The sequence below is a fragment of the Pantoea sp. JKS000250 genome (assembly GCF_003201065.1).
Lineage (GTDB): Bacteria > Pseudomonadota > Gammaproteobacteria > Enterobacterales > Enterobacteriaceae > Pantoea > Pantoea vagans.
The window spans coordinates 164454-181156 of sequence record NZ_QICZ01000001.1 but is presented as its reverse complement, the minus strand read 5'-3'; the positions used below and the strand labels follow the sequence as shown (position 1 = coordinate 181156).

The window sequence follows — 16703 nt, the reverse complement described above, 5'->3', positions numbered from 1 at the left end:
CAGGGCTTTGACTCTACCCGCCGGGTGCCTGAGCACATCTTTGTGGAGAGGGCTGAGCGGCACTCATGGTTAAAGCCACAGGCCAGCACCACCTGATGCCTGCCGGGATTTTTAAAACCGTGCCCCTGGGAGCGGCCAGTCGACAATGAGGCGATGCTCAACACTCAACACATGTATAAACATACAGTATTTTGGCGAAACTTGAAATCCTTAGCCGCACATTTTACAATCTTGTTTGTGGAGAGTGCTGAGCACCTCGTTCGCAGCGCGGTTACCAGCCGGGTAGCGAACAAAAAAATAAAGGATTTGGCGCGATGCCAAATCCTTTTTTTATGCCTGTTTTACGGCGATAACCCAATCCGCGCAGAATTTACTTCGCGGCGCTGATACGCCAGACGGTATTCCCTGCGTCGTCAGCGATCAGTACGCCGCCCTGTTTATCGCTGGCGAGACCGACCGGCAAACCACGCACCTGCTTTTCATCGTCCGTCAGGAAGCCCGAAACCACCGTCTGCGGCTGCCCCACCGGCTTGCCATTCTCAAATTTCACCCACACCACTTTGTAGCCATTCAGCGGCGTCCGGTTCCAGCTGCCATGCTCGCTGATAAACGCACCGCCACGGTACTGCGGCATATTATCACCACCGTAGAACAGCAGGCCCAGCGGCGCGACATGCGAACTCAGGGCGTAATCGGGCTTGATCGCCTTCTCAACCAGGTCGGGACGCTGCGGTTCGGCACGGGTATCGACATGCTGACCAAAGTAGCTATAGGGCCAGCCGTAAAAACCTTTATCCTGTACCGAGGTCAGGTAGTCCGGCACCAGATCGGAGCCGATTTCATCACGCTCGTTGACGATAGCCCACAGCTTGCCGCTCTGCGGTTCCCACTGCAGGCCGGTCGGATTGCGCAGTCCGCTGGCGTAGATACGGCTGGCACCGCTGGCCGCATCCACTTCCAGTACCGCTGCCCGGCGATACTCTGCGCCAATGCCGTTTTCGGTGACGTTACTGTTGGAGCCAACGCCCACATAGAGCTTGCTGCCATCGGGGCTGGCTAACAGTGCTTTGGTCCAGTGGTGGTTAATCGGTCCGCCCGGCAGCTCCGTTACCTCTTCAGGAGCAGTACGGATCTCCGTGTCACCTTCGCGATAGGGGAACTTCACCAGGCTGTCAGCATTCGCGACGTAGAGCGTGTTGCCAATCAGCTGGATACCAAACGGCGAGTGCAGATTTTCGATAAATCGATGCTGCTCCCATTTTCCATTGACGTTGCGCAGCAGCGTAATACGGTTGCCGCCTGCGCCGCCCTTGCCTGACGCTTTCTGGACGATGCCCATGATCAGCTGTTTAGGTCGGGTGGTCGGTTTTGGCGGGCCATTGGATTCCGCGACCAGCACATCATTGTTTGGCAGCACGTAAACCTGACGCGGATGCTGCAGATTCTCAGCAATCTTCTCAATCTTCAGGCCATCAGCCACTTTTGGCATTTCACCGGCTTTCCAGGGCGTGCCTTCCGGCACCTGCATCGGCGGCATAAAGAAATTCTGCGCCTGCGGCAGTTCGGGATTAGGTCCGATCTGCTTTTGCGGATCGACCAGCGCACCATCATCACAGCCTGCCAGCAAAGTGGTCAGGGTCAGCGCGAGCAGCGTTTTATGCGGTATGTTCATGGTGGCTCCTCCTTAAGCGCTACGCTGACGTAACGCAAGTTGCACATTCGCCAGCAGCAGCAGCGCTACCACCAGCGTCGAGAGCGTTACGCCCAGCGGGATCACTGCGGCGGCATCACGGCTGTGAATAAACGCATTGACGATAGCGATGATGATGGCCACCAGCCAGAGCCAGAAATGGCCCTTTTCCGCGCTGTCACTGCCGCGAAACAGATAAACCAGTGCAATGAGACGTGGCACGATCGCCAGTATCAGTCCCAGCGCAATCAGCCAGCCTGCGGCATCCGTCCAGAACTGCACAAAGGTCTGCATGTAGAGAATGTCAAACAGCCAGGCCGCCACAAAAAAGCCCAGCGGCACCGGTTCCAGCAGAGCATACAGCGTCACGGCAAACGCCGATCTTCCCAGGGTATTGCGCATGTTTCTCTCCATTTTTAACGTGAATGCGGACCAGGTCAGATGTCGCGCTGCTCAGAGCAACCGACCCCGCGCCTGTAAAAGATTAGTAAATCTGAAGAGAAACAGAGGGTTTATTCGGAGGGAATTGCAAATCAGGCGGATGACGTCCCTGTCATCGCCGGTCAGTCAGGGCTTATCCGCGGGTAAGGTGACCCAGTAGCCTGGCTGGTAAGGCAGCGGGAGGAACTTCTCATGGAACGCGCGGAAGGTGGCATCCGGATCGACATCGGCAAACAGGTCGGGATGCAGCCATTTCGCCAGCGCCTGAATCGCCACAAACTGATACGGGCTGTCGTAGAACTGATGCCAGATGGCGTGGACGTTGCCGTTATGCGCCACCGGCAGGGTTTTAAAGGCATCACGCATCATCAGTGCCTTAAGACGCGCCGTCGCTTCGGTGACATTTGCACCCGGACCGACGCCGACCCATTTGCCCACGGTGTTGTAGTTCTTCCAGTTTGCGCCGGTCACCACCACCACATCCGGCTGGCTGGCGATAATTTGCTCCGGGTTAACCGTGCCGAAGGTGCCAGGGATCAGGTCTTTCGCGATGTTGCGACCGCCTGCGATCTCCACCATCTGACCAAAGTTCTCATTGCCGAACGACATGCAGCATTCGTCACTATAGCCGCCTGCGCGGTCGATCATCACTTTCGGACGATAGCCGGTGAAGTTCTTCAGCCGCGAGGTGACAAGGTCAATCTGCTGCTGGCGGAAGGTGATGATCTCCTGCGCGCGTTCCGGTTTGTTCACCAGTTCGCCCATGATGCGGATACTTTTCTCCGCGTTAACCATCGGCGCTTCACGGAAATCGATAAACACCACCGGCACACCCACGGCCTGCAGTTTTTCAATCAGCTTGCCTTCATCGGTCGCCGCTTTCGACTCCAGATTCATCAGCACCAGATCGGGCTTCAGGGTTAGCGCCTGCTCGACGTTAAAGGTGCCATCTTTCGCGCCGCCGAAGGTCGGTAATTTTTTAATTTCCGGATAACGCTTCTCATAGGCCTGATAACCGTCCCAGTCCGCCTTATGAAGGTCATCACGCCAGCCAATCACCCGCGTGAACGGGGCGTCGGTATCAAATGCGGCCAGCAGATAGATCTGACGGCCCTCACCCAGAATGATGCGCTTTGCCTCCTGCGGCACCTCGACCTGACGGCCTGCGACATCAGTAATCATTTTGGCCGAAGCCGTCCCTGCCAGCGTAAGCAGCCCCAGCGCTAAAAACCATTTTTTCATTATGAAAACCCGCACAAATGATAATGAGAATTATTAATGTAAAGCGGCGTTACTATCACCTAAAACGGCGTTCAGGGGAAGTCATGCGGTTAAATGTTTTTTGCGGCGAGGTTAATGGGTTAAGTGACCATTAACAGCAAAATTAATCAGGGAAAAAGCGCAGCGTGTTGCTGCTCACAAAACGGATAGCTTTCGTGAATATGCTCACAACACCCTGGGCGGCTGCACACATATTAGCCGTTAATCGTATCGATTTGGCCAGTGCGTTAATGAATTGTGAGCGCTAGATTGAAAATGAAACACCGTTTTAATAACTCACCAGGACAGCGAACCACAGGAGCGTAACCGTGAAAATCAGCGCCATAGATGTCGCCCTTTTTACCTATCCCACCCGGCGCGTTGCCGACAGCGCCGGCCACTCCCATCCCGGCCTGGAAAATGATGCGCAGATGGCGCTGTTGACCCTGACCAGCGAGGATGGCGATTGCGGCTACGCCTTTGCGCCGCCGGAAGTGGTGCGGGCGCATGTGGTTAATGCCTTTTTTCGCAAGGTGCTGATCGGTCAGAACGCCTTTGACCGCGAGCGTCTGTGGCAGGATCTGGTGCACTGGCAGCGCGGCAGCGCCCACCAGCTTACCGAGCGTGCCCTCTCCGCTGTTGAGCAGGCGCTGTGGGATCTGATTGGGCGCAGGCTGAAACAGCCGGTGCATAAACTGCTGGGCGGCTATCGCGAGAAGATCCCGGCTTACGGCAGCACCATGTGCGGCGACGAGCTGAGCGGCGGTTTATCGACGCCGGATGAGTATGCACAGTTCGCGGAAAAGCTGGTGGCACGCGGCTATCAGGCGATCAAGCTGCACACCTGGATGCCGCCGGTCGCCTTTGCGCCCAGCCCGGCCATGGACATCAAAGCCTGCGCAGCGGTGCGTGAAGCGGTTGGCCCGGATATCGCACTGATGCTGGATGGCTACCACTGGTACAGCCGCAGTGACGCGCTGACCATCGGCAAGGCGCTGGAGAAGCTTAACTTCACCTGGTTCGAGGAGCCGATGGAGGAAGAGAGCATGGCCTCTTACGCCTGGCTGGCAGACAACCTCTCAATCGACGTGCTCGGCCCGGAGAGCCTGGGCGGTAAACATCACAGCCGCGCCGACTGGGTCCGTGCAGGTGCCTGCGACATTCTGCGTGCCGGGGCCAATGGCGTAGGCGGCATCTCCGCCACGATGAAAGTAGCCAGTCTGGCGGAAGCTTTCGGCATGGATTGCGAAGTCCACGGCAACGGCGCAGCCAGCCTGGCGGTGGTCGGAGCTATTCGTAACTGCCGCTGGTATGAGCGCGGCCTGCTGCATCCCTTCCTGGATTATGAAACGCCGCCTGCTTATCTCAACAGCCTGATTGATCCAATGGACGATCGGGGCTTTGTCACCCTGCCCACCCGCAGCGGGCTGGGAGAGGATATCAACTTCAGCTGGATTGAAACCCACACGCTGAACCGCTGGTAATGAAGTACGGCAAACAATAATAACCCCGTTGCCGCACAGCCCTGATGACGCGGTAAACGGGAAAAACCTCTGACCTGCTGGACTTTACCTATGACCCTGACACAACGATGTGGCGCGTGGCTGATCACGCTGCTGATGCTCACGAGCGCGTCAATCCAGGCAAAGACCCCGGATGACCAGCTGATCGTTGGCATGAATATGAACAACCTGCTCACCCTGGATCCGGCCGCGATGACCGGCAACGAGGTGGTCGGCATTGTGGTGAATCTCTATGACGGCCTGGTGGAGCTGAATCCGCAGCAGCTCACCGAGGTGCGCCCGGCGCTGGCGGAACACTGGTCAGTCAGTCCGGATAACCGCACCCTGACCTTCCACCTGCGCAACAACGTCAGGTTTCACTCCGGTAATCCGCTCACCAGTGCTGATGCGGTCTGGTCGATGCGGCGGGTGCTGCATCTGAATCTGGCGCAGGCGTCGGTGTGGAAGTCCTACGGTTTCAGCCGCGACAATGTGGACCAGATGATCACCGCCCCCGACGACCACACGCTGGTGATCACCCTGCCTAAACCCAACGATCCGCAACTGGTGATTTACTCGCTGGCGGCGCTGGGCAGCATGGTGGTGCTGGACCGGAAAACGGTACAACAACATGAAGTCGATGGTGACTGGGGCAACCGCTGGCTGACCACGCATGAAGCGGGTTCCGGCCCATTCCGGCTGGATGTCTGGCAGGCAAAAGATGTGCTGCGGATGAGTCGCTCGGCAGACTACTGGCGCGGTGTGGCGAAGATGTCACGGGTGGTCTTCCGCCACCTGCAGGAGTCGCAAACCCTGCGGCTGATGATGGAGAAAGGCGATCTCGATATCGCCAGCAATATGGCGATCCCCGATGTGCGCGCCCTGCGTCACGATCCCGACCTCACCATTGATGCCGTCAGAAAAGGGACAATCTACTACCTGGCGATGAGCATGAACGATCCGCGCTTTGACAATATTAAGGTGCGTGAGGCAGTCCGCTATCTGGTCGATTATCAGGGCATTAATAAGAGCCTGATGACCGGCTATGGCGAACTGCACCAGCGCCCGATACAGTCGGGGATGCCCGCCACGCTGCCCGATCCCGGTTACCGGCTCGATGTGCCGCGCGCCCGTGCGCTGCTGGCTGAAGCGGGTTATCCGGAGGGCTTTGACACCACGCTGCGGGTGCTTGCCGATCAGCCGTTCCTGAATATCGCCATCGCCATTCAGTCAACGCTGCTGCAGGGCGGCATCCGGGCAAAAATCATTACCGGTACCGGCAACCAGATTTATGGCGCGATGCGCGATCGCCAGTTCAGCCTGCTGGTCGGACGCGGCGGCAGCGGCGTCGAGCCGCACCCCCACTCCAGCCTGCGTGCGCTGGTCTACAACCCGAACAATGCCGACAGTGCCCGGCTGACCAATTTCCAGGGCTGGCGTACCGGTTTCTACGACGCGCAGCTCAACCGCATGATCGATCAGGCGCTGGTGGAACGCGACAAAACCCGCCAGCAGCAGGCCTATTTCGCCATCCAGCAACGCTACGACCAGCTGGTGCCTGCCCTGATGCCGATTTCACAAATGCTTGACTCCGTGGTGGTCAGTAACCGGGTCCAGGCGTATCAGCCCCATCCTTCTGCGACCACCTTCCTGCGTGACGTCTGGAAAACGCCTGACAGCCTGGCGGGAGGCACACCATGATGATGACCCTGACACGAAATCAGTGCCGCCGCATCAGCCATCGCGCGGTTCAGGTACTCATCACGCTGTTCGGCCTGCTGCTGCTGACCTTTTTTATTGGCCGGGTAATGCCGCTGGATCCGGTGCTGGCGATAGTCGGCCCGGATGCCGATCAGGCCACTTATCAGCAGGTCTACCACCAGCTTGGCTTTGATAAACCGCTGTGGGTGCAGTTTGGCCTCTATCTTAATGCCCTGCTGCATGGTGACCTGGGCCACGCGCTGCTCACCGGCCAGCCGGTAGTGCATGACATCCTGCGCGTCTTTCCCGCCACGGTAGAGCTGGCCACACTGGCAATTGTCATTGGCGCAGGGCTGGGCGTACCGCTGGGTGTGCTGGCGGCGGCGCGGCGTAACAGCGTCATCGACTATGTGGTGCGGATGCTCAGCCTGGCCGGTTACTCCACGCCGATCTTCTGGGTTGGTATGATGGGCCTGCTGCTGTTCTATGCCCATCTCGGCTGGGTCGGCGGTGCTGGCCGGGTGGACTTCAGCCTTGAAGGCATCGTGCCACGTCGCACCGGCTTTATGCTGATCGACGCCCTGCTGGCGGGCAACGGTCAGGTGTTCCGGAATGCGCTGATTCATCTGGTGCTGCCCGCCTCGCTGCTCGGCTTTCACTCCATGGCCTACATCAGCCGGATGACGCGCAGCTTTATGCTGGCGCAGCTGTCACAGGAGTTCATTCTGACCGCGCGGGTCAAAGGCCTGACCGAGTGGCAGGTGATCTGGCAGCACGCGTTTCGCAATATCCTGGTTCAGCTGCTGACCGTGGTGGCGCTGGCCTATGGCTCGCTGCTGGAGGGCGCCGTGCTGATTGAAACTGTCTTCTCCTGGCCCGGTTTTGGCTCCTATCTCACGGGCAGTCTGATGCTGGGCGATATGAATGCGGTGATGGGCTGCGTGCTGGTGGTCGGCCTGATCTTTGTGCTGCTTAACCTGATCACCGATCTGCTCTATCAGGTGTTCGATCCGAGGACCAAAGTATGACGATCTCTTTTGACACCCCTTCTGCCGGTCACACCCGCGAGCGGCTGGCGCGCTGCCGGCGATTCGCTGCCCGCTGCGGCGCTTTCCTGTGGCGCATGGCCTGTAATCCCCTGACCGCCATCGGCGGCGGCATTGTGTTGCTGCTCTGCATCGTGGCGCTGTTTGCGCCCTGGATCGCACCCTATCACCCGCTGATTCAGGATCTGGACAACGCCCTGACGCCGCCCGGTGCAGCCCACTGGTTCGGCACCGATGAGTTTGGCCGGGATATCTTCAGCCGTCTGGTGTGGGGCGCGCGCATTACGCTCTACATCGTGCTGCTGGTGTCGATCACCGTCGGGCCGCTGGGCCTGCTGCTGGGCGTTACCGCGGGTTACTTTGGCGGCAAAGTCGATGGGGTGCTGATGCGCGTCACCGATATCTTCATCTCCTTTCCCAGCCTGGTACTGGCGCTGGCGTTTGTTGCCGCGCTGGGGCCGGGTCTTGAGCATGTGGTGATTGCCATTACCCTCACCGCCTGGCCACCGATTGCCCGTCTGGCGCGTGCCGAAACCCTGTCGCTGCGTCAGGCGGACTTCATTTCGGCGGTACGATTACAGGGCGCGTCGCCGCTGCGGGTGCTGTGGAAGCATATTATTCCACTCTGCCTGCCGTCGGTGATTATCCGCATCACCATGAACATGGCGGGCATTATCCTCACCGCCGCCGGGCTGGGATTTCTCGGGCTGGGCGCACAGCCGCCGGATCCGGAATGGGGCGCAATGATCGCCAGCGGCCGTACCTACATGCTGGAGTGCTGGTGGGTGGTTACCGTGCCCGGTCTGGCGATCCTGATTAACAGCCTGGCATTTAACTTCTTAGGAGATGGCCTACGTGACCTGCTCGATCCCCGCAGTGAGTAACGCCTTGCCGTTGCTCGACGTGCGCGATTTGCACGTGAACTTTGTTAACGGACGCCAGATCACCCCGGCGGTGCGCGGCGTCTCCTTTCAGCTCGGTCAGGAGAAGCTGGCGATTGTCGGCGAGTCCGGCTCCGGTAAATCGACCGTGGGCCGCGCCCTGCTGCAGCTGCATCCGGCCAGGGCGCGCATCGAGGCGAGCCGGATGCAGTTTGGTGATAGTGACCTGCTGCACGCCAGCCCGGCGCAGATGCGCGCCATTCGCGGCAAACGCATTTCCATGATTATGCAGGACCCCAAATATTCCCTGAACCCGGTGATTCGGGTGGGCGAGCAGATCGCCGAAGCCTGGCGCAGTCATCATCGCGGCCAGAAATCGGCGGCGCGTCAGCGGACACTGGCGATGCTGGAGGAGGTGCAGATCCGCGATCCTGAACGGGTTTATCAGCTCTATCCGCATGAAATTTCTGGCGGTCAGGGGCAGCGCGTGATGATTGCTATGATGCTGATTACCGAGCCGGAACTGGTGATTGCCGATGAGCCGACTTCTGCGCTGGATGTCTCGGTGCGTCTGCAGGTGCTGGCGCTGCTGGACGATCTGGTAAAGGCGCGCGGGCTGGGACTGATTTTTATCAGCCACGATATCAGTCTGGTACGCAGCTTCTGCGATCGGGTGCTGGTGATGTACGCCGGACGCGTGGTGGAGTCGCTGGCCGCCAGCGAGCTTGACCACGCGCAGCATCCCTATACCCAGGGATTGCTGGCGGCACTGCCCGACCTTGATCACCGTCGTACACGCCTGCCGGTATTACAACGTCATGCCAGCTGGTTGACGGACTAAGGAGTTCGCGATGATCGATGTGAAAAATCTCAGCCTGAGTTTTGGTGACGACGATCGCCGGAGTCAGGTGCTGTTCGACGTAAATCTGCAGGTGAAACAGGGTGAAATTTTCGGGCTGGTAGGCGAGTCGGGTTCGGGTAAAACCACGGTGCTGAAGTGCCTGGCGGGATTATTTACTCACTGGCAGGGAGAGCTGAGCATTGATAACCAGCCGCTGAAGCACCGCATCGATCGGGCGCGCTGTCGTCAGGTACAGATGGTGTTTCAGGACCCTTACGGTTCGCTGCATCCGCGTCACACGCTGGGTGACATCCTGGAAGAGCCGTTGCAGATTCAGGGTATCGGGCAGCGCCAGCAGCGGGTGGTGGCGATGCTGGATAAGGTCGGGCTGAATCGCGCCTGGCAGACGCGCTATCCGCACCAGCTTTCAGGAGGCCAGCGTCAGCGCGTAGCGATTGCCAGGGCGCTGATTCTGGAGCCGCGCGTACTGCTTCTGGATGAGCCCACTTCTGCTTTGGATGTTTCGGTACAGGCGGAGATCCTGAACCTGCTCAGCGATCTGCAGCAGCAGGAGAACCTGACCTATCTGATGGTGACGCACGATCTCGGCGTGGTGGCGCACCTTTGCCATCGCGTGGCGGTGATGCAACAGGGCAAAGTGCTGGAGACGCTGGATGTGCCGACGCTGGTGGCGGATCGCGCTGCGATGCCCTATACGCGGATGCTGGTCGAGGCGAGTCGTCACACTCATGTGGCAGGCTGAAAGTCAGCGGAGGTCAGGAGAGAGAATAAAAAAAGGCCGGTCAGACCGGCCTCGTGAAATCGGAGGACTTAATGCGTCAGCTGACGCACAAAGGCAACGATCTCCTGATTTTTGCCATGCTCAAACAGGCACTGCTGGAAACGCGGGCCGCTGACGGCGGTACGCACCAGTTCAGGATCAATAACGCGCAGCGTGTCGAGATAGTTATCTTTGATCACCGCAGCCTTAACCTGGTTCAGCAGACCGGCATTGCGCACCTGCGGCTCTTTACGCTCTGGCGGATAGCCATTGCCCTTCTCGCCGGTGAACGCTTTTTCAAAGATAAAGCGCAGATTCAGTTCTGCACCCCAGCCAAACCCTTTAGCAAATGGCAGGGACAAGGCATTGCCGTTGTTGATCTGTGCAAACAGGTAAGCATCCGCCGGATCGATACAGTAACCGCAGACCACGCCCGGATGGATGTTAAGCGACATCAGCGCGCCCTGTCCGGTGCCGCAGCCCGCGACCACGAAATCTACCGCCTGGCTGTTGAGCAGTATGCTGGCCTGAATACCGAGGTGAATGTAAGTCAGATGGTGATCCTGCTCATCGCTCATCCCGACGTTGAAGACCTGATGGCCCAGCGGCTGTGCGACACCTTCCAGTTCTTTCAGCACGATAACGTTTTTAGCGGCCTGGCTGTTTTCCATCATTAATGCGATTTTCATGATCTACCCTTATAAATTAATTGAAACACCGTTTCATTTTAATGAAAAAGCACTAAAGTGCATGGGCTAATTCACCTGCGCGCTGTGAGAGCCATCACAAAATGGCCATTGCAGTGCCTGTTACTGCATGAGGATTCCGATGTTTATCTATCATAAAGATCAGCCCCTGGACGATTTGGGTGATGGCGTGACCCGCCGCGTGCTGGCACATGGCGGCACAATGATGGCGGTTGAAGTCCGTTTTGAAAAAGGGGCGACTGGCCCGCTGCATCACCATCCCCATGAGCAGCTGACCTATGTACTGAGCGGACGTTTTGCCTTCACCATTGAGGGTGAAACGCGGGAAGTCGGCGCGGGGGATACACTCTACAAAGCACCCAATGTGGTTCATGGCTGCGTCTGTCTTGAGGCAGGTGTGCTGCTGGATACCTTTACGCCGCAACGCGAAGATTTCCTCGCGGCTAAATAACTCACGCGGCCCGATGGGCCGCTTGCCAAATTGACCTGATGTTGTCTCTTTTCCCTGCCCACCGGATTTGACTTAAAACCGGTGCAATTTTTCTGAAATTCTCTTCACTGCTAACTGAATGATTAGCCAGCACTTCCTCTGCAGCCGCGCTACGCTTAGCGCCGGCTTAAAAATCATTCAGGCAGATTTCTGTACAAAATACGGATCGTTGTATAAGTTTAATAGCAACACCAGTGCGTTTTTTAACCCGAAACAGGACAATAATATGCCAATGCAAAACACCCTGACCCTGCCGGTGAACCATACCATTCCGGTCCAAAATGAGTTCAAATCATCCTTTACCGCCTCTGAGCAGGATAAACTTAATTTTCTGATTGAGGAGTTACTGGAAGCAGGCAAAGAAAAAAGCTGCATGGAACTGCTGCGTCATCTGGCCTCTGCAGACAGCGCAGAAGAAGAAGCGTGCTGCCGTGAACTGCTGACGCTGCTGATGGCACAAAAATGAAGCCTGTGGCTGGCGGTTTAGCGCAGATTCACTACGCTTCAGGACCTTTATTCCTACTCCGGACATTCGCCTGACCGCACGTCGCCGTTCAGGCGTATTCATTTTCATGTAAACATTGCCTGTTGTTCCCAACGCCAGATTGCCCACAGCAGCGGATGCTGTTTCGGGCGGTTAATCCGGGGTGACTCACCAGCCCTCCCAGCCTCTCATTGCTTATCCCTCCCTGCTTTTGTTAGCCTGAATTGCGCATCGGCGAGACGCGCCTTATACCGGCCGCACGGTTTATTATCCGTCTGTTAAAGGAGTGACACGATCATGACTTATGCACCTGCCACACTGCATCTGCTGTGTGGAAAAATTGCCTCCGGGAAATCGACACTGGCAGCGGAACTGGGCGCTTTACCGGGTTGCGTGGTCATTAGCGAGGATCAGTGGCTGGCCGCGCTCTGGCAGGACGAGATGCATTCAGTGGCCGATTACGTGCGCGTCGCGGCAAAACTCAGGAAGGCGATGACGCCCCACCTGGTGGCGCTGCTTAACGCGGGTGTCTCGGTGGTACTCGATTTTCCGGCCAACACCCGGGCAAATCGTGACTGGATGCGTTCAGTGATAGAGGCATCCTCTGCCGATCATCGCCTGCATTATCTGGACGTTCCGGACGCACTGTGTAAATCGCGTCTGCATGCCCGTAATCAGGGCGGCGAACACGCCTTTGCCGCCACGGACGAGCAGTTCGCGCTGATTACCCGCTATTTTGAACCGCCGCAGGAGGAAGAAGGTTTTCACCTGGTGCGCCACGGTTAACGGCTTCTGCTATCAGGAGAGATCGAGAGCGGCAAGCACGTCAGCAATCTCCCGACAATCGGCAGCGGAAAGCGGCAACAGCGGACGCGGCAGGCAGTCGCGTTCGGTCAGCCCCAGCAGTCCTGCTGCAGCGCTGATTACCCGGAAACTGCCGCCGTGCTGGCGGAACAGTGCCCACAACGGTTCAAGACGATCGGACTGTGCTCTGACGCTCGCATAATCACCTGCGGCTGCCGCCTCGGTCATCGCTTTTGCAACGCGCGGAAACAGCCCGCCGCACACCGAATACCAGCCATCACAGCCCGCAATCAACCCGTTGCCAGCATAGGCATCACCGCTAACGCCAATCGACACGGAAGCAGGCAGCATGTTGCGCAGTTGCGCGAGGCGATCATTCGCTGCGGACTGCTCCGCCGGTACACCCGGAATTTTCACTGAACCCACGCCAGGCAGTTGAGCGATCCGGCCCAGCAGCGCATCAGAAAACGTAAAATGGGTAGTGCCCGGATTGTCATAGACGCAGATCGGCACCGAGGCGTGACGCGTCACGGTCTCATAAAGCGCGAATACTTCCTCCTCTTTCAACGCCTGATAACCCAGCGGCGGCAGCAGTAATGCGGCAGCACCCGCCTGTTGCGCATCTTCTGCCAGCGCCAGCACCTCATCGGTGCTCACCGCGCCCACGCAGATCATCACCGGAATCGAATCTGCATGTTCAACCGCCAGCGTTGCGATGCGCCTGCGCTGCGTGCGGGTCAGATACGCATAGCTGCCGGTTGAACCCAGCACGCCAAGGGAGTCGACTTTTGCCTCCGTCAGCCTGCTCAGCAGCCGCAGAAAGGCGGCTTCATCGGGTCTGCCCTCTGCAAAGGGAGTAAGGGGAAAGGCGCTGAGTCCGCTGAACATATCATCTGCTCCATTGTAAGAATGCGTTGCCTGGCTGACGTTCGTCCGTACAGCCATATTTCGTTTCCGGCCGAAGCATCGGTTCGCTCCGCCCGCTATTTTTGTGCCATCACCCTCTTTACTCTCGTTTAAAGGAAGATAGCGATGATTGCCGTACTGTTTGAAGCTGAAGCCCGCCCCGAACACCAGATGCGTTATCTGCAACTGGCCGCCGACCTGAGTCCGCTGTTAAAGGACATTGATGGATTTATCTCTATTGAGCGCTTTCAGAGCCTGGGTGATGAGAAAAAAATCCTCTCGCTCTCCTGGTGGCGCGATGACGCCGCGGTACAAGCCTGGAAACGTAACCTCTGCCACCAGGCCGCGCAGCGTGAAGGTCGTGAAACCCTCTTTGCCGGCTATCGCATTCGCATCGTCGCGCTGGTCAGAGAATATGCCGCACAGCAGGGAGTAAATTAACATGTTCGATATTCATGTGATCCTGCAAAATAGTCCAGGTACCCTTTCCCGGCTCACCACGCTGCTGGGCCGCCATAGAATCGGACTGGAAGGCGGCGGCCTGTTCTCGTGTGGTGCGCAGAGCCACGCCCATTTTCTGGTAGCAGAAGGCGAACGGGCGCGTGCCGTGCTGGAAGCGGAGGGGATCACCGTCGAGGCCGTAAATGTCCCGTTGATTCGCAGGCTACCGCAGCAGGGTCCTGGCGAACTGGGGGCGATCACGACACGCCTGGCCGATGCCGCGATCAACATTCTGGTGCAATACAGCGATCACGCTAACCAGCTAATTCTGATCACCGATAACAATCAATCAGCCGCCGGGCTGACCACAGAATGGGCTCCATAATGTGATGACGACACAGCAACACCATCACGCAACGGACGACAGCGACACGCTTGAGCACGCAATTGTGAGCGTCGCCACCGCGATGGCCGATTCGTCTCGGGTAAAGATGCTGTCAGCGCTGATGGATGGACGCGCCTGGACGGCTACGGAACTTTGCGCCGTCACCGACGTGGCCCCCTCCACCGCCAGCGCGCATCTGAACCGGTTGATTAACAGCGGCCTGATCGTCTGTCTGGCACAGGGCCGTCACCGCTATTACCGACTGACAGGCAGTGACATCGCAACGCTGATTGAGAACATGATGGGGGTGTCGTGGCGACGGATCGCTGCGCCGCAGAGCACGACGCCGACATCACTGCGCACTGCCCGCACCTGCTACGACCACCTGGCGGGTGACGTCGCGGTGCAGATCTACGCCGCCATGGCGCACCAGGACTGGATCACACCGACGGGCGATGCGGTCACCCTATACGGCCAGCAGCAGTTTGCGGCGTTGCGAATTGATCTGTCGCAGCCCGGCCGCCGCCGGGCGTGCTGCAGCTGCCTCGACTGGAGTGAACGCCGCTTTCATCTCGGCGGCTACGCGGGCGCCGCGCTGCTCACCGCCTTTGAGGTGCAGGGCTGGCTCACCCGACAGCCCGGCTACCGTGAAGTGACGTTTACTGCGGTAGGCGCCAGGCATTTACGTCAGGTTTTCGATATCACACTTCGCTGACACAGCACGCCTGAGTTCAGAGCCCATTTGCTGCCAGGCTCTGTACGGGCGGTCTCGGACTGCCTGGAATCCCCTAATCAGCCCATAACAGGCTTATGAATTCTGTCACATTTCCGCAAATTCGCCTCAGAGCCGATAACACGCCGACAAAATCGGCAGTTTCTATAACCTTATGAATCAGAATGCTTTTAAATGATAACGCCTGGCAATCATGCGGCGCACACATTAATCATTGTCATTTTTGCACTTATTCAGCGCCGGGCGCTGATCCACTCTTCAGTCACAGGCGCGGCAAAAAGCGTCATACCTTACTGGAGTTACTGATGCAGACAACCTCTCCCATGACTCACCGCGCCAGGATTGGCGCTATATTTCGTGTTACCTCAGGCAACTTCCTCGAACAGTTTGATTTCTTCCTGTTCGGTTTTTATGCCACCTATATCGCCCATACCTTTTTCCCGGCCAGCAGTGAGTTTGCCTCACTGATGATGACCTTTGCCGTCTTTGGTGCAGGCTTCCTGATGCGCCCTATCGGCGCAGTGGTACTGGGGGCGTACATCGATAAGGTCGGCCGTCGCAAGGGGCTGATCGTCACGCTCTCCATCATGGCGGCGGGCACCTTTATGATCGTGCTCATCCCTTCTTACCAGAGCATTGGCCTGTGGGCACCGCTGCTGGTGCTGATCGGCCGACTGCTGCAGGGCTTCTCCGCCGGTGCAGAGCTGGGCGGGGTGTCGGTTTATCTGGCCGAGATCGCGACGCCGGGCCGCAAAGGCTTCTACACCAGCTGGCAGTCGGGCAGTCAGCAGGTCGCGATTATGGTGGCGGCGGCAATGGGCTTTATCCTCAACGCCGTGCTGGAAGAGAGCGCTATCCGCGAATGGGGCTGGCGTATTCCGTTCCTGTTTGGCTGCCTGATTGTGCCGTTTATCTTCGTGCTGCGTCGCAAGCTGGAAGAGACGCAGGAGTTCAGCAATCGTCGCAGTCATCCTGATGTGAAACAGGTGTTCCGCATCCTGCTCAGTAACTGGCAGGTGGTGATTGCCGGGATGCTGATGGTCGCGATGACCACCACGGCGTTTTACCTGATTACGGTTTATGCCCCGACCTTTGGCAAGAAAGTCCTGCTGCTGAGCGCCTCGGACAGCCTGCTGGTGACGCTGCTGGTGGCGGTGTCGAACTTCATCTGGCTGCCGATTGGCGGCGCGATCTCCGACCGCTTTGGCCGCAAACCTGTCCTGGTTGCCATGACGCTTCTGGCGATCGCCACCAGCTATCCGGCCCTGAGCCTGCTGGCAGCGGCACCGGGCTTCTCTATGATGCTGGGCGTGCTGCTATGGCTTTCGATGATTTACGGTCTCTACAACGGCGCGATGATCCCGGCGCTGACCGAAATCATGCCAGGAGAAGTCCGCGTGGCAGGCTTCTCGCTGGCCTACAGCCTGGCAACCGCAGTGTTTGGTGGCTTTACCCCGGTGATGTCGACCGGTCTGATCGAACTGACCGGCGACAAAGCCTCGCCTGGCTACTGGATGAGTTTTGCGGCTGTCTGCGCGCTGGGCGCAACCCTGTATCTTTATCGTCGCACCCGCAGTGCCGTATTACCTGCCCATAAAACCGTTAGCTGA

Annotated in this window: 18 protein-coding genes; 13 read left to right on the top strand and 5 right to left on the bottom strand. The window is 58.1% G+C overall.

The window, feature by feature from the left end:
* Positions 1 to 370 precede the first annotated feature (370 nt).
* From BY447_RS01035 to BY447_RS01025, 3 genes are all read right to left on the bottom strand, one after another.
* The gene (locus tag BY447_RS01035) at positions 371 to 1672 is read right to left on the bottom strand and encodes a PQQ-dependent sugar dehydrogenase (protein ID WP_013357849.1); all 1302 of its coding nucleotides are present in this window, start codon (positions 1670 to 1672) and stop codon (positions 371 to 373) included.
* A 12-nt stretch (positions 1673 to 1684) separates the two neighbouring features.
* Complete coding sequence (locus BY447_RS01030) at positions 1685 to 2092, bottom strand: DUF2231 domain-containing protein (RefSeq protein WP_013357848.1); 408 nt, start codon at positions 2090 to 2092, stop codon at positions 1685 to 1687.
* 165 nt (positions 2093 to 2257) lie between these two features.
* Positions 2258 to 3373 carry an ABC transporter substrate-binding protein gene (locus BY447_RS01025; RefSeq protein WP_013357847.1) on the bottom strand — a complete coding sequence of 372 codons (1116 nt, stop codon included), beginning with the start codon at positions 3371 to 3373 and terminating at the stop codon, positions 2258 to 2260.
* 347 nt (positions 3374 to 3720) lie between these two features.
* Between BY447_RS01025 and BY447_RS01020 the strand changes: the two genes are divergently transcribed.
* The 6 genes from BY447_RS01020 to BY447_RS00995 all read left to right on the top strand — a co-directional run bounded on the left by BY447_RS01020 (position 3721) and on the right by BY447_RS00995 (position 10125).
* Positions 3721 to 4875, top strand: a complete 1155-nt coding sequence (locus BY447_RS01020) for a mandelate racemase family protein (RefSeq protein WP_110330268.1) — start codon at positions 3721 to 3723, stop codon at positions 4873 to 4875.
* Between the two features lie 90 nt (positions 4876 to 4965).
* A complete protein-coding gene (locus tag BY447_RS01015; RefSeq protein ID WP_110330267.1) occupies positions 4966 to 6594 on the top strand; it encodes an ABC transporter substrate-binding protein in 1629 nt (542 codons plus the stop codon).
* Positions 6591 to 7622 carry an ABC transporter permease gene (locus tag BY447_RS01010; RefSeq protein ID WP_199226911.1) on the top strand — a complete coding sequence of 344 codons (1032 nt, stop codon included), beginning with the start codon at positions 6591 to 6593 and terminating at the stop codon, positions 7620 to 7622. Before BY447_RS01015 ends, BY447_RS01010 begins: the two co-directional genes overlap by 4 nt.
* Entirely contained in the window at positions 7619 to 8524 is a 906-nt protein-coding gene (locus tag BY447_RS01005) for an ABC transporter permease (RefSeq protein ID WP_110330266.1), read from the top strand. Before BY447_RS01010 ends, BY447_RS01005 begins: the two co-directional genes overlap by 4 nt.
* Positions 8496 to 9362 (top strand): ABC transporter ATP-binding protein, encoded by an 867-nt coding sequence (locus BY447_RS01000; protein ID WP_110331893.1) that lies wholly within the window; start codon positions 8496 to 8498, stop codon positions 9360 to 9362. The genes BY447_RS01005 and BY447_RS01000 overlap by 29 nt, the downstream gene beginning before the upstream one ends.
* 10 nt (positions 9363 to 9372) lie before the next feature.
* Complete coding sequence (locus BY447_RS00995) at positions 9373 to 10125, top strand: ABC transporter ATP-binding protein (protein WP_110330265.1); 753 nt, start codon at positions 9373 to 9375, stop codon at positions 10123 to 10125.
* Positions 10126 to 10193: 68 nt separating this feature from the next.
* Here BY447_RS00995 and BY447_RS00990 read toward each other — a convergent pair whose 3' ends face one another.
* The gene (locus BY447_RS00990; protein ID WP_107319719.1) at positions 10194 to 10832 is read right to left on the bottom strand and encodes an RpiB/LacA/LacB family sugar-phosphate isomerase; all 639 of its coding nucleotides are present in this window, start codon (positions 10830 to 10832) and stop codon (positions 10194 to 10196) included.
* Positions 10833 to 10971: 139 nt separating this feature from the next.
* On the opposite strand from BY447_RS00990, the gene BY447_RS00985 reads away from it, so the two are divergent.
* From BY447_RS00985 to BY447_RS00975, 3 genes are all read left to right on the top strand, one after another.
* Complete coding sequence (locus BY447_RS00985) at positions 10972 to 11301, top strand: cupin domain-containing protein (protein WP_033783071.1); 330 nt, start codon at positions 10972 to 10974, stop codon at positions 11299 to 11301.
* Between the two features lie 265 nt (positions 11302 to 11566).
* Complete coding sequence (locus BY447_RS00980) at positions 11567 to 11806, top strand: hypothetical protein (protein ID WP_110331892.1); 240 nt, start codon at positions 11567 to 11569, stop codon at positions 11804 to 11806.
* A 315-nt stretch (positions 11807 to 12121) separates the two neighbouring features.
* The gene (locus BY447_RS00975; protein WP_110330264.1) at positions 12122 to 12610 is read left to right on the top strand and encodes an AAA family ATPase; all 489 of its coding nucleotides are present in this window, start codon (positions 12122 to 12124) and stop codon (positions 12608 to 12610) included.
* A gap of 12 nt (positions 12611 to 12622) precedes the next feature.
* On the opposite strand, the gene BY447_RS00970 is transcribed toward BY447_RS00975, so the two are convergent.
* Positions 12623 to 13516 (bottom strand): dihydrodipicolinate synthase family protein, encoded by an 894-nt coding sequence (locus BY447_RS00970; protein ID WP_110331891.1) that lies wholly within the window; start codon positions 13514 to 13516, stop codon positions 12623 to 12625.
* 144 nt (positions 13517 to 13660) lie between these two features.
* On the opposite strand from BY447_RS00970, the gene BY447_RS00965 reads away from it, so the two are divergent.
* From BY447_RS00965 to BY447_RS00950, 4 genes are all read left to right on the top strand, one after another.
* A complete protein-coding gene (locus BY447_RS00965) occupies positions 13661 to 13975 on the top strand; it encodes an antibiotic biosynthesis monooxygenase family protein (RefSeq protein ID WP_110330263.1) in 315 nt (104 codons plus the stop codon).
* A 1-nt stretch (position 13976) separates the two neighbouring features.
* Positions 13977 to 14360 carry an amino acid-binding protein gene (locus BY447_RS00960; protein WP_110330262.1) on the top strand — a complete coding sequence of 128 codons (384 nt, stop codon included), beginning with the start codon at positions 13977 to 13979 and terminating at the stop codon, positions 14358 to 14360.
* A gap of 4 nt (positions 14361 to 14364) precedes the next feature.
* Positions 14365 to 15075 carry an ArsR/SmtB family transcription factor gene (locus tag BY447_RS00955; RefSeq protein WP_110330261.1) on the top strand — a complete coding sequence of 237 codons (711 nt, stop codon included), beginning with the start codon at positions 14365 to 14367 and terminating at the stop codon, positions 15073 to 15075.
* Positions 15076 to 15395: 320 nt separating this feature from the next.
* Positions 15396 to 16703 (top strand): MFS transporter, encoded by a 1308-nt coding sequence (locus BY447_RS00950; RefSeq protein WP_095707729.1) that lies wholly within the window; start codon positions 15396 to 15398, stop codon positions 16701 to 16703.

Bases quoted from the DNA above. Each gene is read 5' to 3' on its own strand.
- BY447_RS00970 (WP_110331891.1), bottom strand. From the start codon at position 13,516: ATGTTCAGCGGACTCAGCGCCTTTCCCCTTACTCCCTTTGCAGAGGGC.
- BY447_RS01010 (WP_199226911.1), top strand. From the start codon at position 6,591: ATGATGATGACCCTGACACGAAATCAGTGCCGCCGCATCAGCCATCGC.
- BY447_RS00995 (WP_110330265.1), top strand. From the start codon at position 9,373: ATGATCGATGTGAAAAATCTCAGCCTGAGTTTTGGTGACGACGATCGC.
- BY447_RS01015 (WP_110330267.1), top strand. From the start codon at position 4,966: ATGACCCTGACACAACGATGTGGCGCGTGGCTGATCACGCTGCTGATG.
- BY447_RS01025 (WP_013357847.1), bottom strand. From the start codon at position 3,373: ATGAAAAAATGGTTTTTAGCGCTGGGGCTGCTTACGCTGGCAGGGACG.
- BY447_RS00990 (WP_107319719.1), bottom strand. From the start codon at position 10,832: ATGAAAATCGCATTAATGATGGAAAACAGCCAGGCCGCTAAAAACGTT.
- BY447_RS00975 (WP_110330264.1), top strand. From the start codon at position 12,122: ATGACTTATGCACCTGCCACACTGCATCTGCTGTGTGGAAAAATTGCC.
- BY447_RS01005 (WP_110330266.1), top strand. From the start codon at position 7,619: ATGACGATCTCTTTTGACACCCCTTCTGCCGGTCACACCCGCGAGCGG.
- BY447_RS00955 (WP_110330261.1), top strand. From the start codon at position 14,365: ATGACGACACAGCAACACCATCACGCAACGGACGACAGCGACACGCTT.
- BY447_RS00960 (WP_110330262.1), top strand. From the start codon at position 13,977: ATGTTCGATATTCATGTGATCCTGCAAAATAGTCCAGGTACCCTTTCC.
- BY447_RS00985 (WP_033783071.1), top strand. From the start codon at position 10,972: ATGTTTATCTATCATAAAGATCAGCCCCTGGACGATTTGGGTGATGGC.
- BY447_RS01035 (WP_013357849.1), bottom strand. From the start codon at position 1,672: ATGAACATACCGCATAAAACGCTGCTCGCGCTGACCCTGACCACTTTG.
- BY447_RS00980 (WP_110331892.1), top strand. From the start codon at position 11,567: ATGCCAATGCAAAACACCCTGACCCTGCCGGTGAACCATACCATTCCG.
- BY447_RS01030 (WP_013357848.1), bottom strand. From the start codon at position 2,092: ATGCGCAATACCCTGGGAAGATCGGCGTTTGCCGTGACGCTGTATGCT.
- BY447_RS00965 (WP_110330263.1), top strand. From the start codon at position 13,661: ATGATTGCCGTACTGTTTGAAGCTGAAGCCCGCCCCGAACACCAGATG.